Source organism: Cupriavidus basilensis OR16, from assembly GCF_000243095.1.
Classification (GTDB): domain Bacteria; phylum Pseudomonadota; class Gammaproteobacteria; order Burkholderiales; family Burkholderiaceae; genus Cupriavidus; species Cupriavidus basilensis_D.
Map to the genome: position 1 here is coordinate 62,211 of NZ_AHJE01000114.1, position 16,930 is coordinate 79,140.

The 16,930-nt window shown below is 66.4% G+C and carries 17 protein-coding genes and 1 pseudogene; 12 read left to right on the top strand and 6 right to left on the bottom strand.

Going from position 1 to position 16,930, the window contains the following annotated elements:
* Position 1 precedes the first annotated feature (1 nt).
* Positions 2-967 carry an MFS transporter gene (locus OR16_RS33180; RefSeq protein WP_006163177.1) on the top strand — a complete coding sequence of 322 codons (966 nt, stop codon included), beginning with the start codon at positions 2-4 and terminating at the stop codon, positions 965-967.
* Between the two features lie 42 nt (positions 968-1,009).
* Here the strand turns inward: OR16_RS33180 and OR16_RS33185 are convergent, their stop codons facing one another.
* Positions 1,010-2,116, bottom strand: coding sequence for an NAD(P)/FAD-dependent oxidoreductase (locus OR16_RS33185; RefSeq protein ID WP_043422097.1), 1,107 nt, complete (start codon positions 2,114-2,116; stop codon positions 1,010-1,012).
* Positions 2,117-2,203: 87 nt separating this feature from the next.
* Positions 2,204-2,902, bottom strand: a complete 699-nt coding sequence (locus tag OR16_RS33190; RefSeq protein ID WP_006163180.1) for a FadR/GntR family transcriptional regulator — start codon at positions 2,900-2,902, stop codon at positions 2,204-2,206.
* Between the two features lie 302 nt (positions 2,903-3,204).
* Here OR16_RS33190 and OR16_RS33195 point away from each other — a divergent pair, with 302 nt between their 5' ends.
* Both OR16_RS33195 and OR16_RS33200 read left to right on the top strand, forming a co-directional pair.
* The gene (locus OR16_RS33195; RefSeq protein ID WP_043422099.1) at positions 3,205-4,083 is read left to right on the top strand and encodes a flagellar brake protein; all 879 of its coding nucleotides are present in this window, start codon (positions 3,205-3,207) and stop codon (positions 4,081-4,083) included.
* A 137-nt stretch (positions 4,084-4,220) separates the two neighbouring features.
* Positions 4,221-4,682: a hypothetical protein gene (locus OR16_RS33200; RefSeq protein ID WP_006163184.1), complete on the top strand. Its 462-nt coding sequence runs from the start codon at positions 4,221-4,223 to the stop codon at positions 4,680-4,682.
* 53 nt (positions 4,683-4,735) lie between these two features.
* On the opposite strand, the pseudogene OR16_RS33205 reads toward OR16_RS33200, so the two are convergent.
* Positions 4,736-6,299, bottom strand: a pseudogene (locus tag OR16_RS33205) (4Fe-4S dicluster domain-containing protein).
* Between the two features lie 339 nt (positions 6,300-6,638).
* On the opposite strand from OR16_RS33205, the gene OR16_RS33210 reads away from it, so the two are divergent.
* The 7 genes from OR16_RS33210 (at position 6,639) to OR16_RS33240 (ending at position 13,385) form a co-directional block, all read left to right on the top strand.
* Positions 6,639-7,424, top strand: a complete 786-nt coding sequence (locus OR16_RS33210) for an SDR family oxidoreductase (protein WP_006163189.1) — start codon at positions 6,639-6,641, stop codon at positions 7,422-7,424.
* Between the two features lie 368 nt (positions 7,425-7,792).
* Positions 7,793-8,401 (top strand): TRAP transporter small permease, encoded by a 609-nt coding sequence (locus tag OR16_RS33215; protein WP_006163191.1) that lies wholly within the window; start codon positions 7,793-7,795, stop codon positions 8,399-8,401.
* On the top strand, positions 8,398-9,702 hold the full coding sequence (locus tag OR16_RS33220) for a TRAP transporter large permease (RefSeq protein WP_006163193.1): 1,305 nt from the start codon (positions 8,398-8,400) through the stop codon (positions 9,700-9,702). The genes OR16_RS33215 and OR16_RS33220 overlap by 4 nt, the downstream gene beginning before the upstream one ends.
* Positions 9,703-9,858: 156 nt before the next feature.
* Positions 9,859-10,887: a DctP family TRAP transporter solute-binding subunit gene (locus OR16_RS33225; RefSeq protein ID WP_006163196.1), complete on the top strand. Its 1,029-nt coding sequence runs from the start codon at positions 9,859-9,861 to the stop codon at positions 10,885-10,887.
* A gap of 238 nt (positions 10,888-11,125) precedes the next feature.
* Entirely contained in the window at positions 11,126-11,830 is a 705-nt protein-coding gene (locus OR16_RS33230; protein ID WP_006163198.1) for a DUF2968 domain-containing protein, read from the top strand.
* 386 nt (positions 11,831-12,216) lie between these two features.
* Positions 12,217-12,900, top strand: coding sequence for a hypothetical protein (locus OR16_RS33235; RefSeq protein ID WP_006163200.1), 684 nt, complete (start codon positions 12,217-12,219; stop codon positions 12,898-12,900).
* Positions 12,901-12,986: 86 nt separating this feature from the next.
* Positions 12,987-13,385, top strand: a complete 399-nt coding sequence (locus OR16_RS33240) for an acyl-CoA thioesterase (protein ID WP_043422100.1) — start codon at positions 12,987-12,989, stop codon at positions 13,383-13,385.
* A 39-nt stretch (positions 13,386-13,424) separates the two neighbouring features.
* Here the strand turns inward: OR16_RS33240 and OR16_RS33245 are convergent, their stop codons facing one another.
* Positions 13,425-13,970, bottom strand: a complete 546-nt coding sequence (locus OR16_RS33245; RefSeq protein ID WP_006163204.1) for a PAS and helix-turn-helix domain-containing protein — start codon at positions 13,968-13,970, stop codon at positions 13,425-13,427.
* 173 nt (positions 13,971-14,143) lie between these two features.
* Between OR16_RS33245 and OR16_RS33250 the strand changes: the two genes are divergently transcribed.
* Both OR16_RS33250 and OR16_RS33255 read left to right on the top strand, forming a co-directional pair.
* A complete protein-coding gene (locus OR16_RS33250) occupies positions 14,144-14,857 on the top strand; it encodes a CoA transferase subunit A (protein ID WP_006163205.1) in 714 nt (237 codons plus the stop codon).
* Between the two features lie 14 nt (positions 14,858-14,871).
* The gene (locus tag OR16_RS33255) at positions 14,872-15,510 is read left to right on the top strand and encodes a CoA transferase subunit B (protein ID WP_006163206.1); all 639 of its coding nucleotides are present in this window, start codon (positions 14,872-14,874) and stop codon (positions 15,508-15,510) included.
* Positions 15,511-15,643: 133 nt separating this feature from the next.
* Here the strand turns inward: OR16_RS33255 and OR16_RS33260 are convergent, their stop codons facing one another.
* Both OR16_RS33260 and OR16_RS33265 read right to left on the bottom strand, forming a co-directional pair.
* Positions 15,644-16,117, bottom strand: coding sequence for a DUF411 domain-containing protein (locus OR16_RS33260; protein ID WP_043422117.1), 474 nt, complete (start codon positions 16,115-16,117; stop codon positions 15,644-15,646).
* Positions 16,118-16,143: 26 nt separating this feature from the next.
* Positions 16,144-16,920 (bottom strand): 3-hydroxybutyrate dehydrogenase, encoded by a 777-nt coding sequence (locus tag OR16_RS33265; protein ID WP_006163209.1) that lies wholly within the window; start codon positions 16,918-16,920, stop codon positions 16,144-16,146.
* Positions 16,921-16,930: the final 10 nt, after the last annotated feature.

The following is a 16,930-nucleotide window of genomic DNA, read 5'->3' on the forward strand; positions in this document are numbered from 1 at the left end:
GTTGGCGCAGGCGGAACAACACGCCCGCGCCGCGGGTGCCGGGCGCGTCTCCGAGACGCGCTTTGGCCTGTTTTATCTCGGTTACTACGGCTACGTCGGCGTCATCTCCCCCTATGTGAGCCTGTTCTTCGCCGGGCGTGGTTTTTCCCCGGTGCAGATCGGCGTGCTGATGGCCTGCTTCCAGTTCAGCCGCATTGTCGGCCCGTATTTCTGGGGCTGGCTGTCCGACGTGATGCACACCCGCGTGCGCCTGCTGCGCCTGGCCGCCGTGACATCCTTGCTGGCGTTCCTGATGGTGCCCGGCGTCACCAGCTACGGCGGCATGATGGCGATGATGATCGGCTTGAACCTGATCACCAGTGCCATGTCGCCGCTGGGCGACGCGCTCACCATCTCCACGCTGCGCCGCTACGGCGCCTTCGATCACCGCTACGGGCGCATCCGCATGTTCGGCTCGGCCGGCTTTATCGCGGCCGTGCTGCTGGGCGGGGCGCTGTTCGAGCGCTACGGCATGGAGGCGTTCCCGTGGCTGGCGAGCGCCATGCTGGCGTTATTCCTGGTGGTGGTGTTCGGCATGCGCGACGCGCCGGACGACGGGCCGCGCGTCAAGCCGCCGCCGGCGCTGCCGCTGCTGCGGCGTCCCGATGTGAGCTGGTTCTTCGGCTCGGCGTTCCTGATGATGTTCGCCCACGCCGCGCTGTACGTGTTCTATTCGCTGTACCTGGAGCAGCTTGGCTACAGCAAGTTTTCCATCGGCGTGATGTGGACCATCGGCGTGGTTTCCTACGGCCTGGGCGGCACCTGCGGTGGGCTGGCGATGGGATGGACCTGGAAGGCGCTCGGGCCCGCTCACACGTTCGGGCTAGCGGCACTGGCGGCGGCGGGCGGCGCGCTGTGCGCGTTCATGACGTTCCGTACGGAGGCGGCTTCCGATGCCAAGGCGCAAGCCGCCACGGCCGGGCGCTGACGCGCGCCGGCGTTTGGTTCGTTCAGGGCTTCACCGCGGGGTTCACAGCAGGCTTGCCACATGCTCGGCCAGCGCCAGCGACGAGGTCAGCCCGGGCGACTCGATGCCGAACAGGTTGACCAGCCCCGGCACGCCATGGGTGGCCGGGCCATCGATACGGAAATCCGCCGCCGGCTCGCCCGGCCCGCTGATCTTGGGGCGGATGCCGGCATAGCCCGGCTGCAGCGCGCCATCGGCCAGCCCCGGCCAGTAATTCCGCACTTCACCATAAAAGCTGTCGGCATCGGCCGGATCCACGCCGTACTCGATCTCGTCGATCCAGCGCACATTGGGGCCGAAGCGCGCCTGGCCGCCCAGGTCGATGGTCAGGTGCACGCCGAGGCCGGCGGCCTCCGGAACCGGGTAGATCAGACGGGAGAAGGGCGCACGTCCGGCCAGCGTGAAGTAGCAGCCTTTGGCGTAGTACTGGGGCGGGATATGCTCGGCGGGCATGCCCTCGATGCGGCGCGCCAGCGCCGGCGCGCTCAGCCCGGCCGAGTTGATCACGGTGCGGGCCAGCAGCGTGGTGCCGGCCGCGTCATCCTGGCTGCCTACGTCGAGGCGGATGCCATCCGGCGTCACCGCGCCGCCGGCCACGGGTGACTGTACCGCCAGCATGGCGCCGGCGTTCTCGGCGTCGCCCAGCAAGGCCAGCATCAGGCCATGGCTGTCGACGATGCCGGTGGACGGCGAGAGCAGGGCGGCGCGGCATTGCAGGTTTGGCTCCAGCGCCTGCGCCTCGGCCTGGCTGAGCAGCCGCAGGTCATGCACGCCATTGGCCGCGGCCTTGGCCCGGATACCTTCCAGCGTGGCGACCTGGGCCTCGGTGGTGGCTACGATCAGCTTGCCGCAGCGCTGGTGGTGGATGTGGTGCGAGGCGCAGTACTCGTACAGCATGGACTTGCCGCGCACGCACATCGCCGCCTTGAGCGAGCCGGCCGGGTAGTAGATGCCGGCGTGGATCACTTCGCTGTTGCGCGCGCTGGTGATGGTGCCGAAGGCATTCTCGGCTTCCAGGATGATGACTTCGCGGCCTTGCATGGCTAGTTGTCTCGCCACGGCCAGGCCCACTACGCCCGCGCCGATTACCACGCAATCTACTTGTTCCATTGTCGTTCTCTGCTGATGCGGCCGGTGCCTGTCAGGCGGTGCGTGCCGCGGGTCCCTGGATTTGTCGTGCCCGTCGATTGGCCTGCATCAACTCAATGTCAGCCCCATGCGCTTGGCTGCCCCACCGAGGTGCCGGCGTGCGGCCTGTCGCGCGGCGTTGGGGTTGCCGGCGGCGATGGCTTCCACCAGCGCAGCGTGCTCGCTGTCCGCGCCTTGCGAGCCGCCGCGAAAGCGCGCAGCGTTTTCCCAGGCGGTTTGCCGCGCCGCCAGCATGTGCTGCCCAACGAAATCGGTCAGGCCGGTGAAGCAGGGGTTGTGCGCGGCCTGCGCGATGGCGTGGTGGAATGCCACGTCGGCGGCAGCGGCGCTGGAGAAATCTCCCGCGTGCTCGCGCATCGTGGCCAGCGCGCCGCGGATGGCTTGCAGGTCCTCGTCAGTGCGGCGCAGGGCGGCCATTTCCGCGCAGGCGCATTCCACCACCATGCGCAACTCGAACAACTGGGCCGGGGTCGGGCCGCCTTGCGGCTCGGGAGCCATGCGCCAGACCTGGCCGCCGGGTATGTCCGATACGTACGCGCCCGAGCCCTTGCGCGTGACCAGCAGCCCGTCCGCCTTGAGTTGCGCAATGGCCTCCCGGACGATGGGGCGGCTTACGCCAAAGGTCTCGCCGAGAGCGCTTTCGGCCGGGAGCCGGGCGCCGGCGGCAAAGCGGCCGGCTGCGATGTCGGCGCGCAGGGCATCGGCGATACGTACGGCAAGCGAGGCGGGGCGGCTGAGGGTGGTCATCGATAAATATGTAAGGCTGTCAGACAGCTTGTGGCGGGATTTTGCGAGGAAAACGTGGCCGCGTCAAGGCCTTGGTGAGGGTGCGGATGTGGATCGCCCTCAAGGTTTTCTCGGAATACGCCGATAGCTAGTTGGATGAGATGCGCTATTCACTTGGTACATCGGCGGCCTGAGGCCGTCGTGCCAGCCGCGCTGTGCGCTAAGCGCCTCGCTAGGTGGTGGCCGGGGCGGTCGTTATTGCGTTCCCGTAGCCGCTGTTGAATCTGCCACGCCCGCTGCCTGGGCGTTCACCGGTGCTTCCCATGATTGCACTCACTCCTAACGATCTCCCCGTCGGCCAGCCCTTGCCCTGGTCCTTGCTGGACGAGGCGGGCAACCTCGTGCTCGGCAGTGGCAGCGTGATCCCTGAGGATCGCGACGTCGCCCTGGTGTTCCGGCATGGCACGGTGTGCCGTCCCGAGGACGAGTCGGGCGAGCCGGAGGACAGCGGCCGGCCAGCCAATGCGGGGCCGCTGGGCCTGCAGGTGGGCACGCTGCTGCAGGTCAAGTCGCCAGGGCAGAGCGGGCGCGCCGCGGCCAGCCGGCTGATCGGCTTTGTCGAGCAGGGCCTGTTCGCGACATGGCCACAGCTTGGCGGCAAGGAGTTGCAGCTTCAGCCCGGCGAGAAGGTGCTGCTGCGCGGCTTTTCTGGCCATGCCATCCTCAGCTTCGAGTCGACGGTGACCGCAATCTGCCGCAGTCCTTTCCGCTATCTGGTGTTGTCGGCGCCGGCCGAGCCGCAGCACATGCCGGTGCGCAAGGCGACCCGTGTGCCGACGCGGCTGGCGGCCTACCTGGTGGACCCCGGCAGTACGGACGAGGATGCGCAGGCCTCCCGTGAGCCCACCCGGCTGGTGCTGCTGACTGACCTGAGCACCGGCGGCGCGCAGATCCAGATTGCCGGCGCGGTGCCGGCGTCCGGTGCGCCGGTGCGCTTGTGCTTCCATCTGCGCACCGCCGCGCTGGATAGCGAGATCATGGTCGACGGGGTTGTGCGCAACGCGTTGCCCGCCGATGGCGATACGGAGTTTCCCACGTTCGGCGTTGTGTTCGACGCGCTCGGCGAGCGCGAGCTGACGCTGCTTCAGTGCTTCATCTATGAGCAGTTGCTGGCAAACGCCCGCATGCAGGTGGGCGCCTGATGCCGGCGTTTGGAGTAAACCTGCTAACGCGGCCCCTTGCCCGAAGCACGCTTCCCGTCTCTACTGTCCTCCAGCAAAAAAAGCGGATATGGCATTCGGGAACGCCAATATCCCGATCACCAACATGAGGAGGCAACATGAAGCGGAACCCGCGCTTCGGCGCGCGCCTGTGCGCGCCCATCCTGGCCGGCCTGCTGGCCGTTGCCATGCCCGCCATGGGCAATGTCGCGCAGGGCGCCGGCCAGGCCAGCGTATTGTCGATGGACGAGCGCGCGCTGGGGCTTGACGCTTTCCCAGGCGCTGGCAAGCCTGCCAGCAGCGATGCCGGCGCCGACGGCGCGCGCCTGCTGGTCGGGATGTCGCCAACGGACGTGGCCTTGGCCACCGCCATCGGCAAGCCGCGCGAGGCCGGCGGCATGACGGATGCCGTGCTGGCCCTGATCGACGGCATCGGACAGGTGCCGCTCGCCGGCCCGGCGCTGATTACGCTGATTGCCGGCGTGGCCAATGTGATTGGCTGGTACCAGGGCGTGGCCGAGGACAGGCCGCTCTACCATGACTCACTGACGTTGCCCGCGACGTCGAGCCCGCAGGTCTGAGCCCAAAAAAACGGCACCGAATCCGGTGCCGTTGTTCTTGCCATGCGGCGAAATCACATGCCCACGTAGTTCGGGCCACCGCCGCCTTCCGGCGTCACCCACACGATATTCTGGGTGGGATCCTTGATGTCGCAGGTCTTGCAGTGCACGCAGTTCTGCGCGTTGATCTGCAGGCGTTCCTTGCCGTCGTCGTTCTGCACGAACTCGTACACGCCGGCCGGGCAGTAGCGGCTCTCAGGCCCGGCAAACTTGTCCCAGTTGACATTGACGGGAACGCTACTCGGCGGCCGGCTTGAGATAGACGTGGTCCGGCTTCACGCGGTGGATGGTCCAGGGCGGGTTGCGGATGCCCAGCTTGGGCAGCAGCCATTGCTCGATGCCGGTCATCAGCGTGGCAGTGGTGCGGCCCTTCTTGAACCATTGCTTGAAGTTCTTGGCCTGCAGCAGCTCCTTGTACAGCCAGCTGTTCTCGAAGGCGGTCGGGTAAGCCGTCAGTTCGTCGTGCTGGCGCCCGGCCTGAAGCGCGTCGTACGCGGCTTCGGCGGCCATCATGCCGGTCTTGATGGCGGCATGGCTGCCCTTGATGCGCGAGGCGTTCAGGTAGCCGGCATCGCAGCCGACCAGGGCGCCGCCCGGGAAGACCGTCTTGGGCAGCGACAGCAGGCCGCCGGCCGTGATGGCGCGCGCGCCGTAGCTGATGCGCTTGCCGCCTTCGAAATACTTGCGGATTTCCGGGTGCGTCTTGAAGCGCTGGAATTCCTCGAAGGGCGACAGCCAGGGGTTGGTGTAGTCCAGGCCCACCACGAAGCCCACCGCGACCTTGTTGTCTTCCATGTGGTACAGGAAGGAGCCGCCGTAGGTGGCCGGGTCCAGCGGCCAGCCGGCGGTGTGCACCACCAGGCCGGGCTGGTGCTTGGCGGGATCGATCTCCCACAGCTCCTTCAGGCCGATGCCGTAGCTTTGCGGATCCTTGCCGTCGTCGAGCTTGAACTGGGCGATCAGCTGCTTGCCCAGGTGGCCGCGCGAGCCTTCGGCGAAGATGGTGTACTTGGCGTGCAGCTCCATGCCGAGCTGGAAGTTCTCGGTCGGCTCGCCTTCCTTGCCGATGCCCATGTTGCCGGTGGCCACGCCCTTGACCGAGCCATCGTCGTTGTAGAGCACTTCGGCGGCCGGGAAGCCGGGGAAGATCTCGACGCCCAGGCCTTCGGCCTGCTGCCCCAGCCAGCGCGTGAAGTTGGACAGGCTGACGATGTAGTTGCCGTGGTTGTGGAAGCACTCCGGCAGCAGGGCGGACGGCGTGGCCTTGGAGCCGGCTTCGTTGAGGAACAGGAACTTGTCTTCGGCGACCGGTTGGTTCAGCGGCGCGCCGAGTTCCTTCCAGTTCGGCAACAACTCATCGAGCGCGCGCGGGTCCATGATGGCGCCGGACAGGATGTGGGCACCGGGTTCGGAGCCCTTTTCCAGCACGCAGACATTGACTTCGGTGCCTTTCTCCTGGGCGAGCTGCTTCAGGCGGATGGCGGTTGCCAGGCCGGCGGGGCCGCCGCCAACGATGACAACGTCGTATTCCATGGCCTCGCGGGGGCCGTACTGCTCCAGGAGCTGTTGCTGATTCATTGTCTCTAACCCTCTATTCTTGGCAACTTGCGCGCAATTGTGGGAAATGCCGTGTTCGGTAATACCGGGGATGCGATGATCGGGTGGAACTCCGGGCAGGGGGCGGCGCGGGCGCCAGTGGCTGCCATGCGCGTTTTTCCTCTTTCCCTTTGTGGCCCGAGTTCTTAGAATCTCCGGCATTGTCCGGGACTCGCCATGGTCAGGCAAGATTTTTTTTGGAACGACCGTTCTTTTTTTTGATATGCTGCCTTCGGTTCCAGCAGGCAGATTTAGCGAGGAGCGCCCGTTGGCCGCGGCCATGGCAGGCGGCGCCGGGGGCTCCCGAACATAGAGGCCAATATGGGTTTGTCGATCAATCTGGAAGGCAAGGTTGCGCTGGTGACGGGCGCTTCGAGCGGTCTGGGCACGCGTTTTGCCCACGTCCTGGCGAGCGCCGGCGCCAAGGTCATCCTGGCCTCGCGGCGCACCGAGCGGCTCAAGGAGCTGCGCGCCGCGATCGAGGCCGAGGGCGGCAGCGCGCACGTGGTGCAGCTCGACGTAACCGACTACGACAGCATCCGCTCGGCGGTGGCGCATGCCGAGACCGAGGCCGGTGCGATCGACATCCTGGTCAATAACTCGGGTGTCTCCACCACCCAGCGCCTGACCGACGTGACCCCCGAGGACTTCGATTTCGTCTTCGATACCAACACCCGGGGCGCTTTCTTCGTGGCGCAGGAAGTGGCTAAGCGCATGATTGCGCGGGCCAAGGGTGCCGAGAAGAATGGCAATCCGCTGCCGCAGTCGCGCATCGTCAATATTGCGTCGGTCGCCGGGCTCAAGGTGCTGTCGCAGATCGGCGTGTACTGCATGAGCAAGGCCTCGGTGGTGCACATGACCAAGTCGATGGCGCTGGAATGGGCGCGCCACGGCATCAATGTCAACGCCATCTGCCCCGGCTATATCGACACCGATATCAACCACCACCACTGGGATACCGACGCCGGCCAGAAACTGGTCCAGATGCTGCCCCGCAAGCGCGTGGGCAAGCCCGAGGACCTGGACGGCCTGCTGCTGCTGCTGGCGTCCGACCAGTCGGCATTCATCAACGGCGCGATCATTACCGCCGACGACGGCATGGTGTAACCGCCCGGACGGGCGGCGCCCGCCCGCATCCACTCGCTGGCAAGCCGGCCCCGCCCGCGCCAACAGCGCGGGCGGGGCCGGCGATTCGCGGTCCCTGGGCTTATCCGGTCCCCTTGGGCGCCCTGCGGCATCGATGACCTGCCGGGTCGCCCCATGACCCGAAGACTGCCAGTTGGCGCGAGCCTGCGCGGGGGCGTATTGGTGCCCTGTCCGGCGGGCGCGACGCGGACAATGGCGCAAAAGTTCCCGCGTGCCCTGCAAGTCTTGGCATAATCCGCCATGTCTTGAGATTAAGTCTTTACATAATTCAAAGAGAAAATCCGCGCGCAGCGTTGAGCGCCGCGCGGACCGGACCGGAGGCCGGGGAGATGCAAGCAGATCGGGAGGGGTGGCGCGATGCCGGCTCACAACACGTCACGGCCATGCCGGACGAGACTGGCGCCAGCCAGCAAGGGGACAGCGGCTTCAAGGTTTCGCCGCGGATCGAAGACTGGGTTGGCGTGATCGTCATGGTGCTGCTGGTGTGCATCACCTTCGCCAACGTGGTGGTCCGATATTTCACCGATGAGTCGTTTGCCTGGACCGAGGAATTCTCGGTCTTCCTGATGATCGTGCTGGCCCTGGTGGCTGGGAGTGCCGCCGTGGCGCGCGATCGCAATATCCGCATCGAGTTCTTTTTCGATCGCGGCAGCGCGGCGCGGCAGCGGCGCCTGGCGGTGCTGTCGGCGCTCGCCGTCGCGGTCATGTTCGTGGCGCTGGCGGTGCTGGGTGGGCGCGTGGCTTGGGACGAATACACGTTTGGCGAGACCTCGCCTGGCATCGGCGTGCCAAGCTGGTGGTACTCGGTCTGGCTGCCGGTGCTGTCCGCCGCCATCGCGTTGCGGGCGCTTGGCGTGGCGGTGCGCAACCTGCGCGCGCTCAAGGCCCTGCATGCCGAGCGCGCCGATGGCGTAGCGGCTTCGGAGGCGGCGCCATGACCCTCGTTGCCATTATCCTGTTCGTGGTGTTCCTGGGCTTGATGATGCTGGGCGTGCCGATCGGCGTGTCGCTGGGCCTCGGCGGCCTGGTGGCGATCGGCCTGTCCAACCTGGACACCCAGATGTTCGGCCTGCTGGCCGTGCCGCAGAATTTCTATGCCGGCCTGGGCAAGTACCCGCTGCTGGCGATCCCGATGTTCGTGCTGGTCGGCTCGATCTTCGATCGCTCCGGCGTGGCGCAGCGGCTGGTGACCTTCGCCATCGCCATCGTCGGGCGCGGTCCCGGCATGTTGCCGCTGGTGGCCATCCTGGTCGCGATGTTCCTGGGCGGCATCTCCGGCTCCGGCCCGGCCAATGCGGCCGCGGTGGGCGGCGTGATGATCGCGGCGATGTCGCGGGCCGGATACCCCGGCGCGTACAGTGCGGCGGTGGTCGGCGCGGCTGCCGCGACCGACATCCTGATCCCGCCATCCGTTGCGTTCATCATCTACAGCGTGCTGGTGCCCGGCGCCTCGGTGCCGGCGCTGTTCGCCGCCGGCATGATCCCCGGCATCCTGGCCGGCGTGGCGCTGATCGTGCCGGCCGTCTGGCTGGCGCGCAAGCACAATATGGGCGCCATCGAGGCCGGCTTGCCGCGCCCGCCGTTCTGGAAGAGCCTGCGCGAAGCGGCCTGGGGCCTGGTCGCGCCGTTCCTGATCCTGGGCGGCATGCGCGCGGGCTGGTTCACGCCGACCGAAGCGGCCGTGGTGGCGGTGGTGTACGGCCTGTTCGTCGGCATGGTGATCTACCGCAGCATCGGCCTGCGCGACCTGTTCGTGATCTTCCAGGAGGCGGCCGAGACATCCGCGGTGATCCTGCTGGTGGTGGCGCTGGCCGGCATCTTTGCCTACGCGCTGTCCACGCTGGGCGTGATCGATCCGCTGGCCAATGCCATCGCGCATTCCGGGCTGGGCGAATACGGCGTGCTGGCGCTGATCGTGGCCCTGCTGATGACGGTGGGGATGTTCCTCGACGGCATCTCGATCTTCCTGATCTTCGTGCCGCTGCTGCTGCCGATCGCCAATGCCTTCCACTGGAACCCGGTGTGGTTCGGCGTGGTGCTGACGCTCAAGGTCGCGCTTGGCCAGTTCACGCCGCCGCTGGCCGTGAACCTGATGGTCTCGTGCCGGATCGCGCGTGTGCGCATGGAAGAAACGGTGCCCTGGGTGGTGTGGATGCTGCTGGCGATGTTCGTCGCCATGCTGCTGGTGCTGGCCTTCCCGCCTCTGGCGACCTGGCTGCCTGACTACCTGGGTTATTGAGGCTGAAGCTGGCGTTCAGCGGGCGGGGCGGGACTGGCTCGCCGCGCTGCCAGGTCCGCGCCGGGCCGCGCTCGGCGCAATGCATGAGAAGCAAACAACAAACAACAAACAACAAGCAACACACAACACACAACAGATCCTGAGAGGAGAGAACGCATGAAACGTCGTGCCCTGATGCTGTCGCTGGCAGCCACCATCGCCGCTGCCGCCCTAGCGCCCGCTGGCGCCATGGCGCAGAGCTACAAAGCCGAGTACAAGATGTCGCTGGTGCTTGGCCCGGCCTTCCCGTGGGGCAAGGGCGGCGAGATCTGGGCTGACCTGGTGCGCCAGCGCACCAGCGGCCGCATCAACATCAAGCTGTACCCGGGCACCTCGCTGGTGGCCGGAGATCAGACCCGCGAGTTCTCGGCGATCCGCCAGGGCGTGATCGACATGGCGGTCGGCTCGACCATCAACTGGTCGCCGCAGGTCAAGGAACTGAACTTGTTCTCGCTGCCATTCCTGATGCCCGACTACAAGGCACTGGACGCGCTCACGCAAGGCGAGGTCGGCAAGTCGATCTTCGCGACCCTGGACAAGTCCGGCGTGGTGCCGCTAGCCTGGGGCGAGAACGGCTTTCGCGAAGTCTCCAATTCCAAGCGCGAAATCCGCAAGCCGGAAGACCTGAAAGGCATGAAGCTGCGCGTGGTGGGCTCGCCGCTGTATATCGAGACCTTCAATGCGCTTGGCGCCAATCCGACCCAGATGAGCTGGGCCGACGCGCAGCCGGCCATGGCCTCGGGCGCGGTGGACGGCCAGGAGAACCCGCAATCGGTGTTCGCCGCCGCCAAACTCTACACGGTGGGCCAGAAGTACGTGACCACCTGGGGCTACGTGGCCGATCCGCTGATCTTCGTGGTCAACAAGCAGATCTGGGAAAGCTGGACGCCGGCCGATCGTGAGGTCGTCAAGCAAGCTGCCATCGACGCCGGCAAGCAGGAAATCGCGCTGGCTCGCAAGGGTCTGGTCGAGGCGGGCGCGCCGGCCTGGAAGGATATGGAAGCCCATGGCGTGAAGGTGGCACAACTGACGCCGGCCGAGCACGATGCCTTCCGCAAGGCCACGGCCAAGGTCTACGACAAGTGGAAAAAACAGATTGGCGTGGATCTGGTGAGCAAGGCAGAAACCTCGATCGCCAAGCGCTAAGCGGCTGGCCATCGCCAAGGCGTGGGGTGGCGCTAACGCTCCCCCACGCCAGTGGGGTTGTTGCGGGAATGGCACCGCCATCCCCGCAATGGTTACAAAACGCGGCCCTCCGTGGGTAAGCTTGTTACAATCCGCGGTCGGTGAGGTGCGCGCTGCGCATCATTGCCGCCGGACCGTGCCGCATGGCGCACCCCGATTTCCTGAACCGTCTTTTCGCCCCTGTCCCAGCCGGAACGCCATGTTGAATAATTCCTGCCGCGCCACCTTGCTTGCCAGCCTGATTGGCCTGGCCCTGTCGCTGTCCGTCCCCGGTGTCGTGGCGGCAGCCGAGCCTGTGCCGATGTCGGCAGCCCCGGCGCCGCTGACCGCTTCGGGCAGCATGCCGCAGGCCTCGCCGGCTTCCCTGGGGCTGGTGTCGGAGTTGCAGAAGCGCCTGCGCGACAGGTCGGTGCGCGAACTGCGCACCAGCTACAACGGCGACTACGGCACCACGCTGATGCTCGCGGACGATCAGGTGGTTTGCTACGTGGCGCTGTTCTACCAGAAGAATCTCTGGCGCGTCTTCCGTTTCGAGTCGATCGGGCCGGCGGAGCAGGCTTACCGCCAAGTGACCCAGCAAAGCGCGACCTGGGCCGGCGACGATATCCGCCGCCAGGTGCTGGCTTCGCAAAAGCGCGCGTTTGACAAGGCCCTGCAAGAGACCGAGGCGCGTGCCAATGCGCTCAACGAAGACGTGCGGGTGATGCAGGCGCAGCGCCAGCGTATCGCCGAGGAACAGAAGGCGTCGCGCATCGAAGTGCAGAGCGCGGAAATCGAAAGCCGCGCCTCGCGCCTGCGCCTGGAGCAGTTGCAGGAGCAGATCCGCCGCATGGAATCCTCCCTGTCGGACTCCGGGCTCGCCATATCCGGGACGCCCGGGAACGATCGCACGCAGCGTCGCTGATCGGCCGCGAATCGCTTCTTTTCCCTGCGCCGGCATCGCTCGATGCCGGCTGCCCCAGCCCGAGCCCTGCCGCTTTGCCGGGGCCGCGGCGAACAACTTCCCCGGCTTGTGGCTTTGCGCGGTGTCTTGCTTCTTCCGCGCCTGGGGATGGCTCGCCCGAATTTTCCGGTCAGGCAATTTAGCCGACATTCTGAACGCAGAATCAGATTTGTCCGATTCTCGACTCACTTCCCGGTCGCTACAATTTTCTATTGACTAGCTTCGCCTGGACCGTCCGGCGAGCTTGTGTCCCGATTGCGCTTCAGGGGTGAGCTTTGCTTCGTTCCAGTTTTCCAGATTTATCGTCAGGTTTCGACGTGCCGCCACCTTGGGGTACGCGCTTTGATGTGCAAGACTCCCTGGCCGCGCTGCGGGCCGAGGCGGTCAGGGCGCATCTCGCCGCCATCGAGCCCGGGCAGGCACGCGAGAAGGCTCGCGCGTTGCGCCGGGAGCGCAAGCGGGGGCTGAGCGCCGGCGCGCTAGGCGGCGGGCTGGCCGTCCTTGCGGCGTGGTTCGTCACCGCTGCGTTCATTGGCGACGGGCAACAGCCGGCAGCGGCGCTGGCTTCGGCGCCGGCGGTCATGCCGGCAAGCGCGGAGCCACGGAAGGCGCCGGCGGACGGCGGCATGCAGGAAGCCGCCGAGGTGTCGCTTGCCGTTGCCGTCCCGCCCGCGCCGATGGCGTCCCTCGACCCGCGGCTTCCGGAAGATGCCGCTGCGGTTGCCGCCATGCGGCCCGATGACGCCCGCCCGGTCAGCCCGCCGGTAACTGCTGCGGCCGGCAGGGGTGGCAAGCATCACAGCGCCGGCGCGCCGGCACTCGTGGCACAGCGTGTCGTGCACGCGCTGCCACACAGGCCGGCGGAGCCCGCTGCCGCCCCGGCCAGCGGGATGCCCGCGCACGCCGAGGCCGCCTGGGCGGTGGCATACGATGCCCCGGACGCGGCCTACTTGCGTCCGAGCGCCGTGGCCTACCTGCCTCACGATTCGCGCATCGAATTGCACGCCCATACCCGCCTGACGGGCGACTGAGCCGGCAGGCGCCGCGTCGCCGGCGGGTGCCAAACCGTCGCATCCGCCGATGGATGCGGCGTGCCGGCGATGTTAGGCTAGCGTCCATGAAACCTGTATTCACGCTTCTCATGCCTATCCGCTGGGGCGACATGGACGCTATGGGCCATGTCAACAACACGGTCTATTTCCGCTACCTGGAACAGGCGCGCATCGCCTGGTTCGAGTCGCTCGGCCACGGCGGCAAGGATGCCGATGGCCGCGGCCCGGTCATCATCAATGCGCACATGACCTTCATGAAGCAGCTGCGCTATCCCGGGGATATCGAGTGCCGGATGTTTGCCGGCGGCCTGGGCCGCACCAGCTTCGAGACCCGCATGGAGATACTGCGCGCCGACCAGCCCGGCGTGGTGTACGCCGAGGGCGGCGCCAAGGTGGTGTGGTGCGACTACGCGGCCGAGAAATCGGTGCCGGTGCCGTCGGCGATCCGGGCGCTGATGGAGTAGGGGAGCAGGGGAGCAGGGGGATTAGGGCGTTCCCAGCGCCTAGTGGTTGACCAGGCGTTGCACCAGGTCGACCGAGGTATGGGCGCCATATTTCTTCATCAGCCTGGCCCGGTAGATGTCCACCGTGCGGGGGCTGATGGAGAGTAGCTTGCCGATCTGCTTGCTGGTCTTGCCATCCACCAGTTGCGCCGCGATATCGCGTTCGCGCGCCGTCAGTTCGGCGGTGACCGGGCGTTTCTGCGAAAGGTCTTCGAAGGTCCAGATGCCAGCGCCCAAGGGTTGCTGGCGATCCAGTGAGCGCCCGGTGACATGGCACCAGAACAAGTCGCCGCCGGCGCGCTTCATGATGCGCTCGTCGGAGTAGGTGCCCTTGGTATTCATGATCGGCACGATGCGCGCGCCGGTGCGCTCGAACTCGTCGGCGGTGGGATAAAGTACCTGGAACGACTCACCAATCAAGGCAGCCCGGGTGGTGCCGAAGATGCGGCAGAGCTCGTCGTTGCAGTCCTCGATCATGCGCTCGCGCGACAGCACAAGGCCGACTGGGGCGAGCTGGAAGGCGGTTTGGTAGTCGATAGCGGGCATTTGCTTATGTAATTGTACGTATTGGCGCGGGATGCGGCGCTTGCGTATGCTGTCGGGCAGTCGGCAATCGAGCGATCTCCGTCCGATTGTACCGTTACAATTTCCCTGCGTGACTCGCCGGTATCACCCGGAGGCGGGCGCTATGACAGGAAATCACCGAGGAAGGAGCAAACATGAACAAGGTCTACGCCAGCGCCGCGGAGGCGCTCGCGGGCGTCGTTCGCGACGGCCAGACGATCGCGGTTGGCGGTTTCGGTCTGTGCGGCATCCCGGAGGCGTTGATTGCGTCGCTGCGCGACAGCGGTGCCAAGCAACTCACCTGCATCTCGAACAACGCTGGCGTGGACGGCTTCGGCCTCGGCCTGCTGCTCGCCACGCGCCAGATCAAGAAGATGATTTCGTCGTACGTGGGCGAGAACAAGGAGTTCGAGCGCCAGTACCTGGCCGGCGAACTCGAGCTGGAATTCACCCCGCAGGGCACGCTGGCCGAGAAGTTGCGCGCTGGTGGCTCGGGCATCCCGGCCTTTTTCACCAAGACCGGCGTGGGCACCATCGTGGCCGACGGCAAGGAAATCCGCGAGTTCGACGGCCAGCAGTACGTGATGGAACGCGCGCTGACCGCCGACGTGGCCCTGGTCAAGGCGTACAAGGCGGACCGCGCCGGCAACCTGGTGTTCCGCCGCACCGCGCGCAACTTCAACCCGATGTGCGCGATGGCCGGCAAGGTCACCATCGTCGAGGTCGAGCACCTGGTCGATACCGGCACGCTGGACCCGGATGAGGTCCACACGCCGGGCATTTTTGTGCAACGCATCGTGCTGAACGCCAATCCCGAGAAACGCATCGAGCAGCGCACCGTGCGGGTTTCGGAAAATCAGGCCAGCTAAGGAGAATCATCATCATGGCATGGACACGTGACGAAATGGCGGCGCGCGCCGCTAGCGAGCTGCAGGACGGCTTCTATGTGAACCTGGGCATCGGCCTGCCGACGCTGGTGGCCAACCACGTTCCGCAAGGCATGGAAGTCTGGCTGCAATCCGAGAACGGCCTGCTGGGCATCGGCCCGTTCCCGACCGAAGCCGAGGTCGACGCCGACATGATCAACGCCGGCAAGCAAACGGTGACGACGCTGCCGGGCTCGTCGATCTTCTCCTCGGCGGATTCCTTCGGGATGATTCGCGGCGGCCATATCAACCTGGCTATCCTCGGCGCCATGCAGGTCAGCGAGAAGGGCGACCTGGCCAACTGGATGATCCCGGGCAAGATGGTCAAGGGCATGGGCGGCGCGATGGACCTGGTGGCCGGCGTGGGCCGCGTGGTGGTGTTGATGGAACACACGGCCAAGAAGAAGGACGGCACCGAGGACATCAAGATCCTGGCGTCGTGCGCGCTGCCGCTAACCGGCGTGGGCGTGGTCAATCGCATCATCACGGATCTCGGCGTGATCGACGTGACCGAAACCGGCCTGAAGCTGGTGGAGACCGCACCGGGCGTGAGCCGCGAAGAGATCCAGAGCAAGACGGGCGCTCCGCTGCTCTGATACGCGTTGCCGTAGTAAAAAACCCCGCGAGCTTGCGTTCGCGGGGTTTTTTTATTTTCAGCGCAGCCGGGGCGCCTATGTCCGATGCCCCGGTTGCTTCATATGCATCAGAGGCTTCAGGTGCTTCGGTGCTTCAGGTGCTTCGCTTGTTGTAGCTGGCGAAGACCGATGCGCCGCCATCCGCGCGTACCAGCAGGACATCGAACGGGTCCTTGCGCGTACCTTGTTCCATGCCCGGCGAGCCGACCGGCATGGCGGGCACGGCCAGGCCCACGGCCTTGGGTTTGCTGGCTACCAGCCGCTTGATGTCGGCGGCCGGCACGTGGCCCTCGATCGCATAGCCGGCGATGCGGCCGGTATGGCAGGAGCCAAAGCGCTCTGGAATGCCGAAGCGGGCGCGATAGACGCCGGTGTCTTCCACGTCGCGCACGGTCACGGCAAAGCCGTTCGCGCGCAGGTGCCCGACCCAGCCCTCGCAGCAGCCGCTCTGCGGGCTCTTGTACACCTCGATGGCGAGCGGGGCGGCAGCGGCGCTGGCGCCGGCGCGCAGTCCCAGCGAGACGGTGGCGCCCAGGGCCAGGGCGCGGAGAAAGTGGCGTCGTTGCATGCTCTGTGCCATTGTCTTCATTGCGCTCATTGCGCCACCCAGCCGCCATCCATGTTCCAGGCCACGCCGCGCACCTGGCGGGCCGCGTCGCTGGCCAGGAACACGGCCAGCGCGCCAAGTTCGTCGGGCGTAACGAACTGGCCGGACGGCTGCTTCTCGATCACCAGTTCGTGCTTGGCCTGCTCCACGGCAATGCCTTCCTTCTGCGCGCGCGCTTCCACCTGTTTTTGCACCAGCGGCGTCAGCACCCATCCCGGGCAGATCGCATTGGCGGTCACGCCGGTCTGCGCGGTCTCCAGCGCGGTGACCTTGGTCAGGCCTACGATGCCGTGCTTGGCGGCCACGTAGGCGGATTTTTGCGCGGAGGCCACCAGCCCGTGGGCGGAGGCGATATTGATGATGCGGCCCCAGTCCTTGCGCCTCATGCCGGGCAGGGCGAGGCGCGTGGTGTGGAAGGCGGAGGTCAGGTTGATGGCGATGATCGCGTCCCAGCGCTCGGGCGGGAAGTCCTCGATATTCGCCACGTGCTGGATGCCGGCATTGTTGACGAGGATATCGGCGCCGCCGAACTCGGCGTCGGCGTAGCGCATCATGTCTTCGATCTCGGCGGACTTGCTCATGTCCGCGCCGTGGTAGCCCACGCGGATGCCCGCGCCGGCCTGCGCGATCCCGCGCTTGGCGGCTTCTGCATCGCCGAAGCCGTTGACGATGATGTTGGCGCCCTGGGCGGCCAGCGCTTGTGCGATGCCGAGCCCGATTCCGCTGGTGGAACCCGTGACCAGTGCCGTCTTGCCTTTAAGCATGTTTTCCTTT

What these genes read in the sequence shown, in the direction of transcription:
- OR16_RS33185 (WP_043422097.1), bottom strand. Translation starts at nt 2,116, where the DNA reads ATGGAACAAGTAGATTGCGTGGTAATCGGCGCGGGCGTAGTGGGCCTG.
- OR16_RS33190 (WP_006163180.1), bottom strand. Translation starts at nt 2,902, where the DNA reads ATGACCACCCTCAGCCGCCCCGCCTCGCTTGCCGTACGTATCGCCGAT.
- OR16_RS33195 (WP_043422099.1), top strand. Translation starts at nt 3,205, where the DNA reads ATGATTGCACTCACTCCTAACGATCTCCCCGTCGGCCAGCCCTTGCCC.
- OR16_RS33200 (WP_006163184.1), top strand. Translation starts at nt 4,221, where the DNA reads ATGAAGCGGAACCCGCGCTTCGGCGCGCGCCTGTGCGCGCCCATCCTG.
- OR16_RS33210 (WP_006163189.1), top strand. Translation starts at nt 6,639, where the DNA reads ATGGGTTTGTCGATCAATCTGGAAGGCAAGGTTGCGCTGGTGACGGGC.
- OR16_RS33215 (WP_006163191.1), top strand. Translation starts at nt 7,793, where the DNA reads ATGCAAGCAGATCGGGAGGGGTGGCGCGATGCCGGCTCACAACACGTC.
- OR16_RS33220 (WP_006163193.1), top strand. Translation starts at nt 8,398, where the DNA reads ATGACCCTCGTTGCCATTATCCTGTTCGTGGTGTTCCTGGGCTTGATG.
- OR16_RS33225 (WP_006163196.1), top strand. Translation starts at nt 9,859, where the DNA reads ATGAAACGTCGTGCCCTGATGCTGTCGCTGGCAGCCACCATCGCCGCT.
- OR16_RS33230 (WP_006163198.1), top strand. Translation starts at nt 11,126, where the DNA reads ATGTTGAATAATTCCTGCCGCGCCACCTTGCTTGCCAGCCTGATTGGC.
- OR16_RS33240 (WP_043422100.1), top strand. Translation starts at nt 12,987, where the DNA reads ATGAAACCTGTATTCACGCTTCTCATGCCTATCCGCTGGGGCGACATG.
- OR16_RS33245 (WP_006163204.1), bottom strand. Translation starts at nt 13,970, where the DNA reads ATGCCCGCTATCGACTACCAAACCGCCTTCCAGCTCGCCCCAGTCGGC.
- OR16_RS33250 (WP_006163205.1), top strand. Translation starts at nt 14,144, where the DNA reads ATGAACAAGGTCTACGCCAGCGCCGCGGAGGCGCTCGCGGGCGTCGTT.
- OR16_RS33255 (WP_006163206.1), top strand. Translation starts at nt 14,872, where the DNA reads ATGGCATGGACACGTGACGAAATGGCGGCGCGCGCCGCTAGCGAGCTG.
- OR16_RS33260 (WP_043422117.1), bottom strand. Translation starts at nt 16,117, where the DNA reads ATGCAACGACGCCACTTTCTCCGCGCCCTGGCCCTGGGCGCCACCGTC.
- OR16_RS33265 (WP_006163209.1), bottom strand. Translation starts at nt 16,920, where the DNA reads ATGCTTAAAGGCAAGACGGCACTGGTCACGGGTTCCACCAGCGGAATC.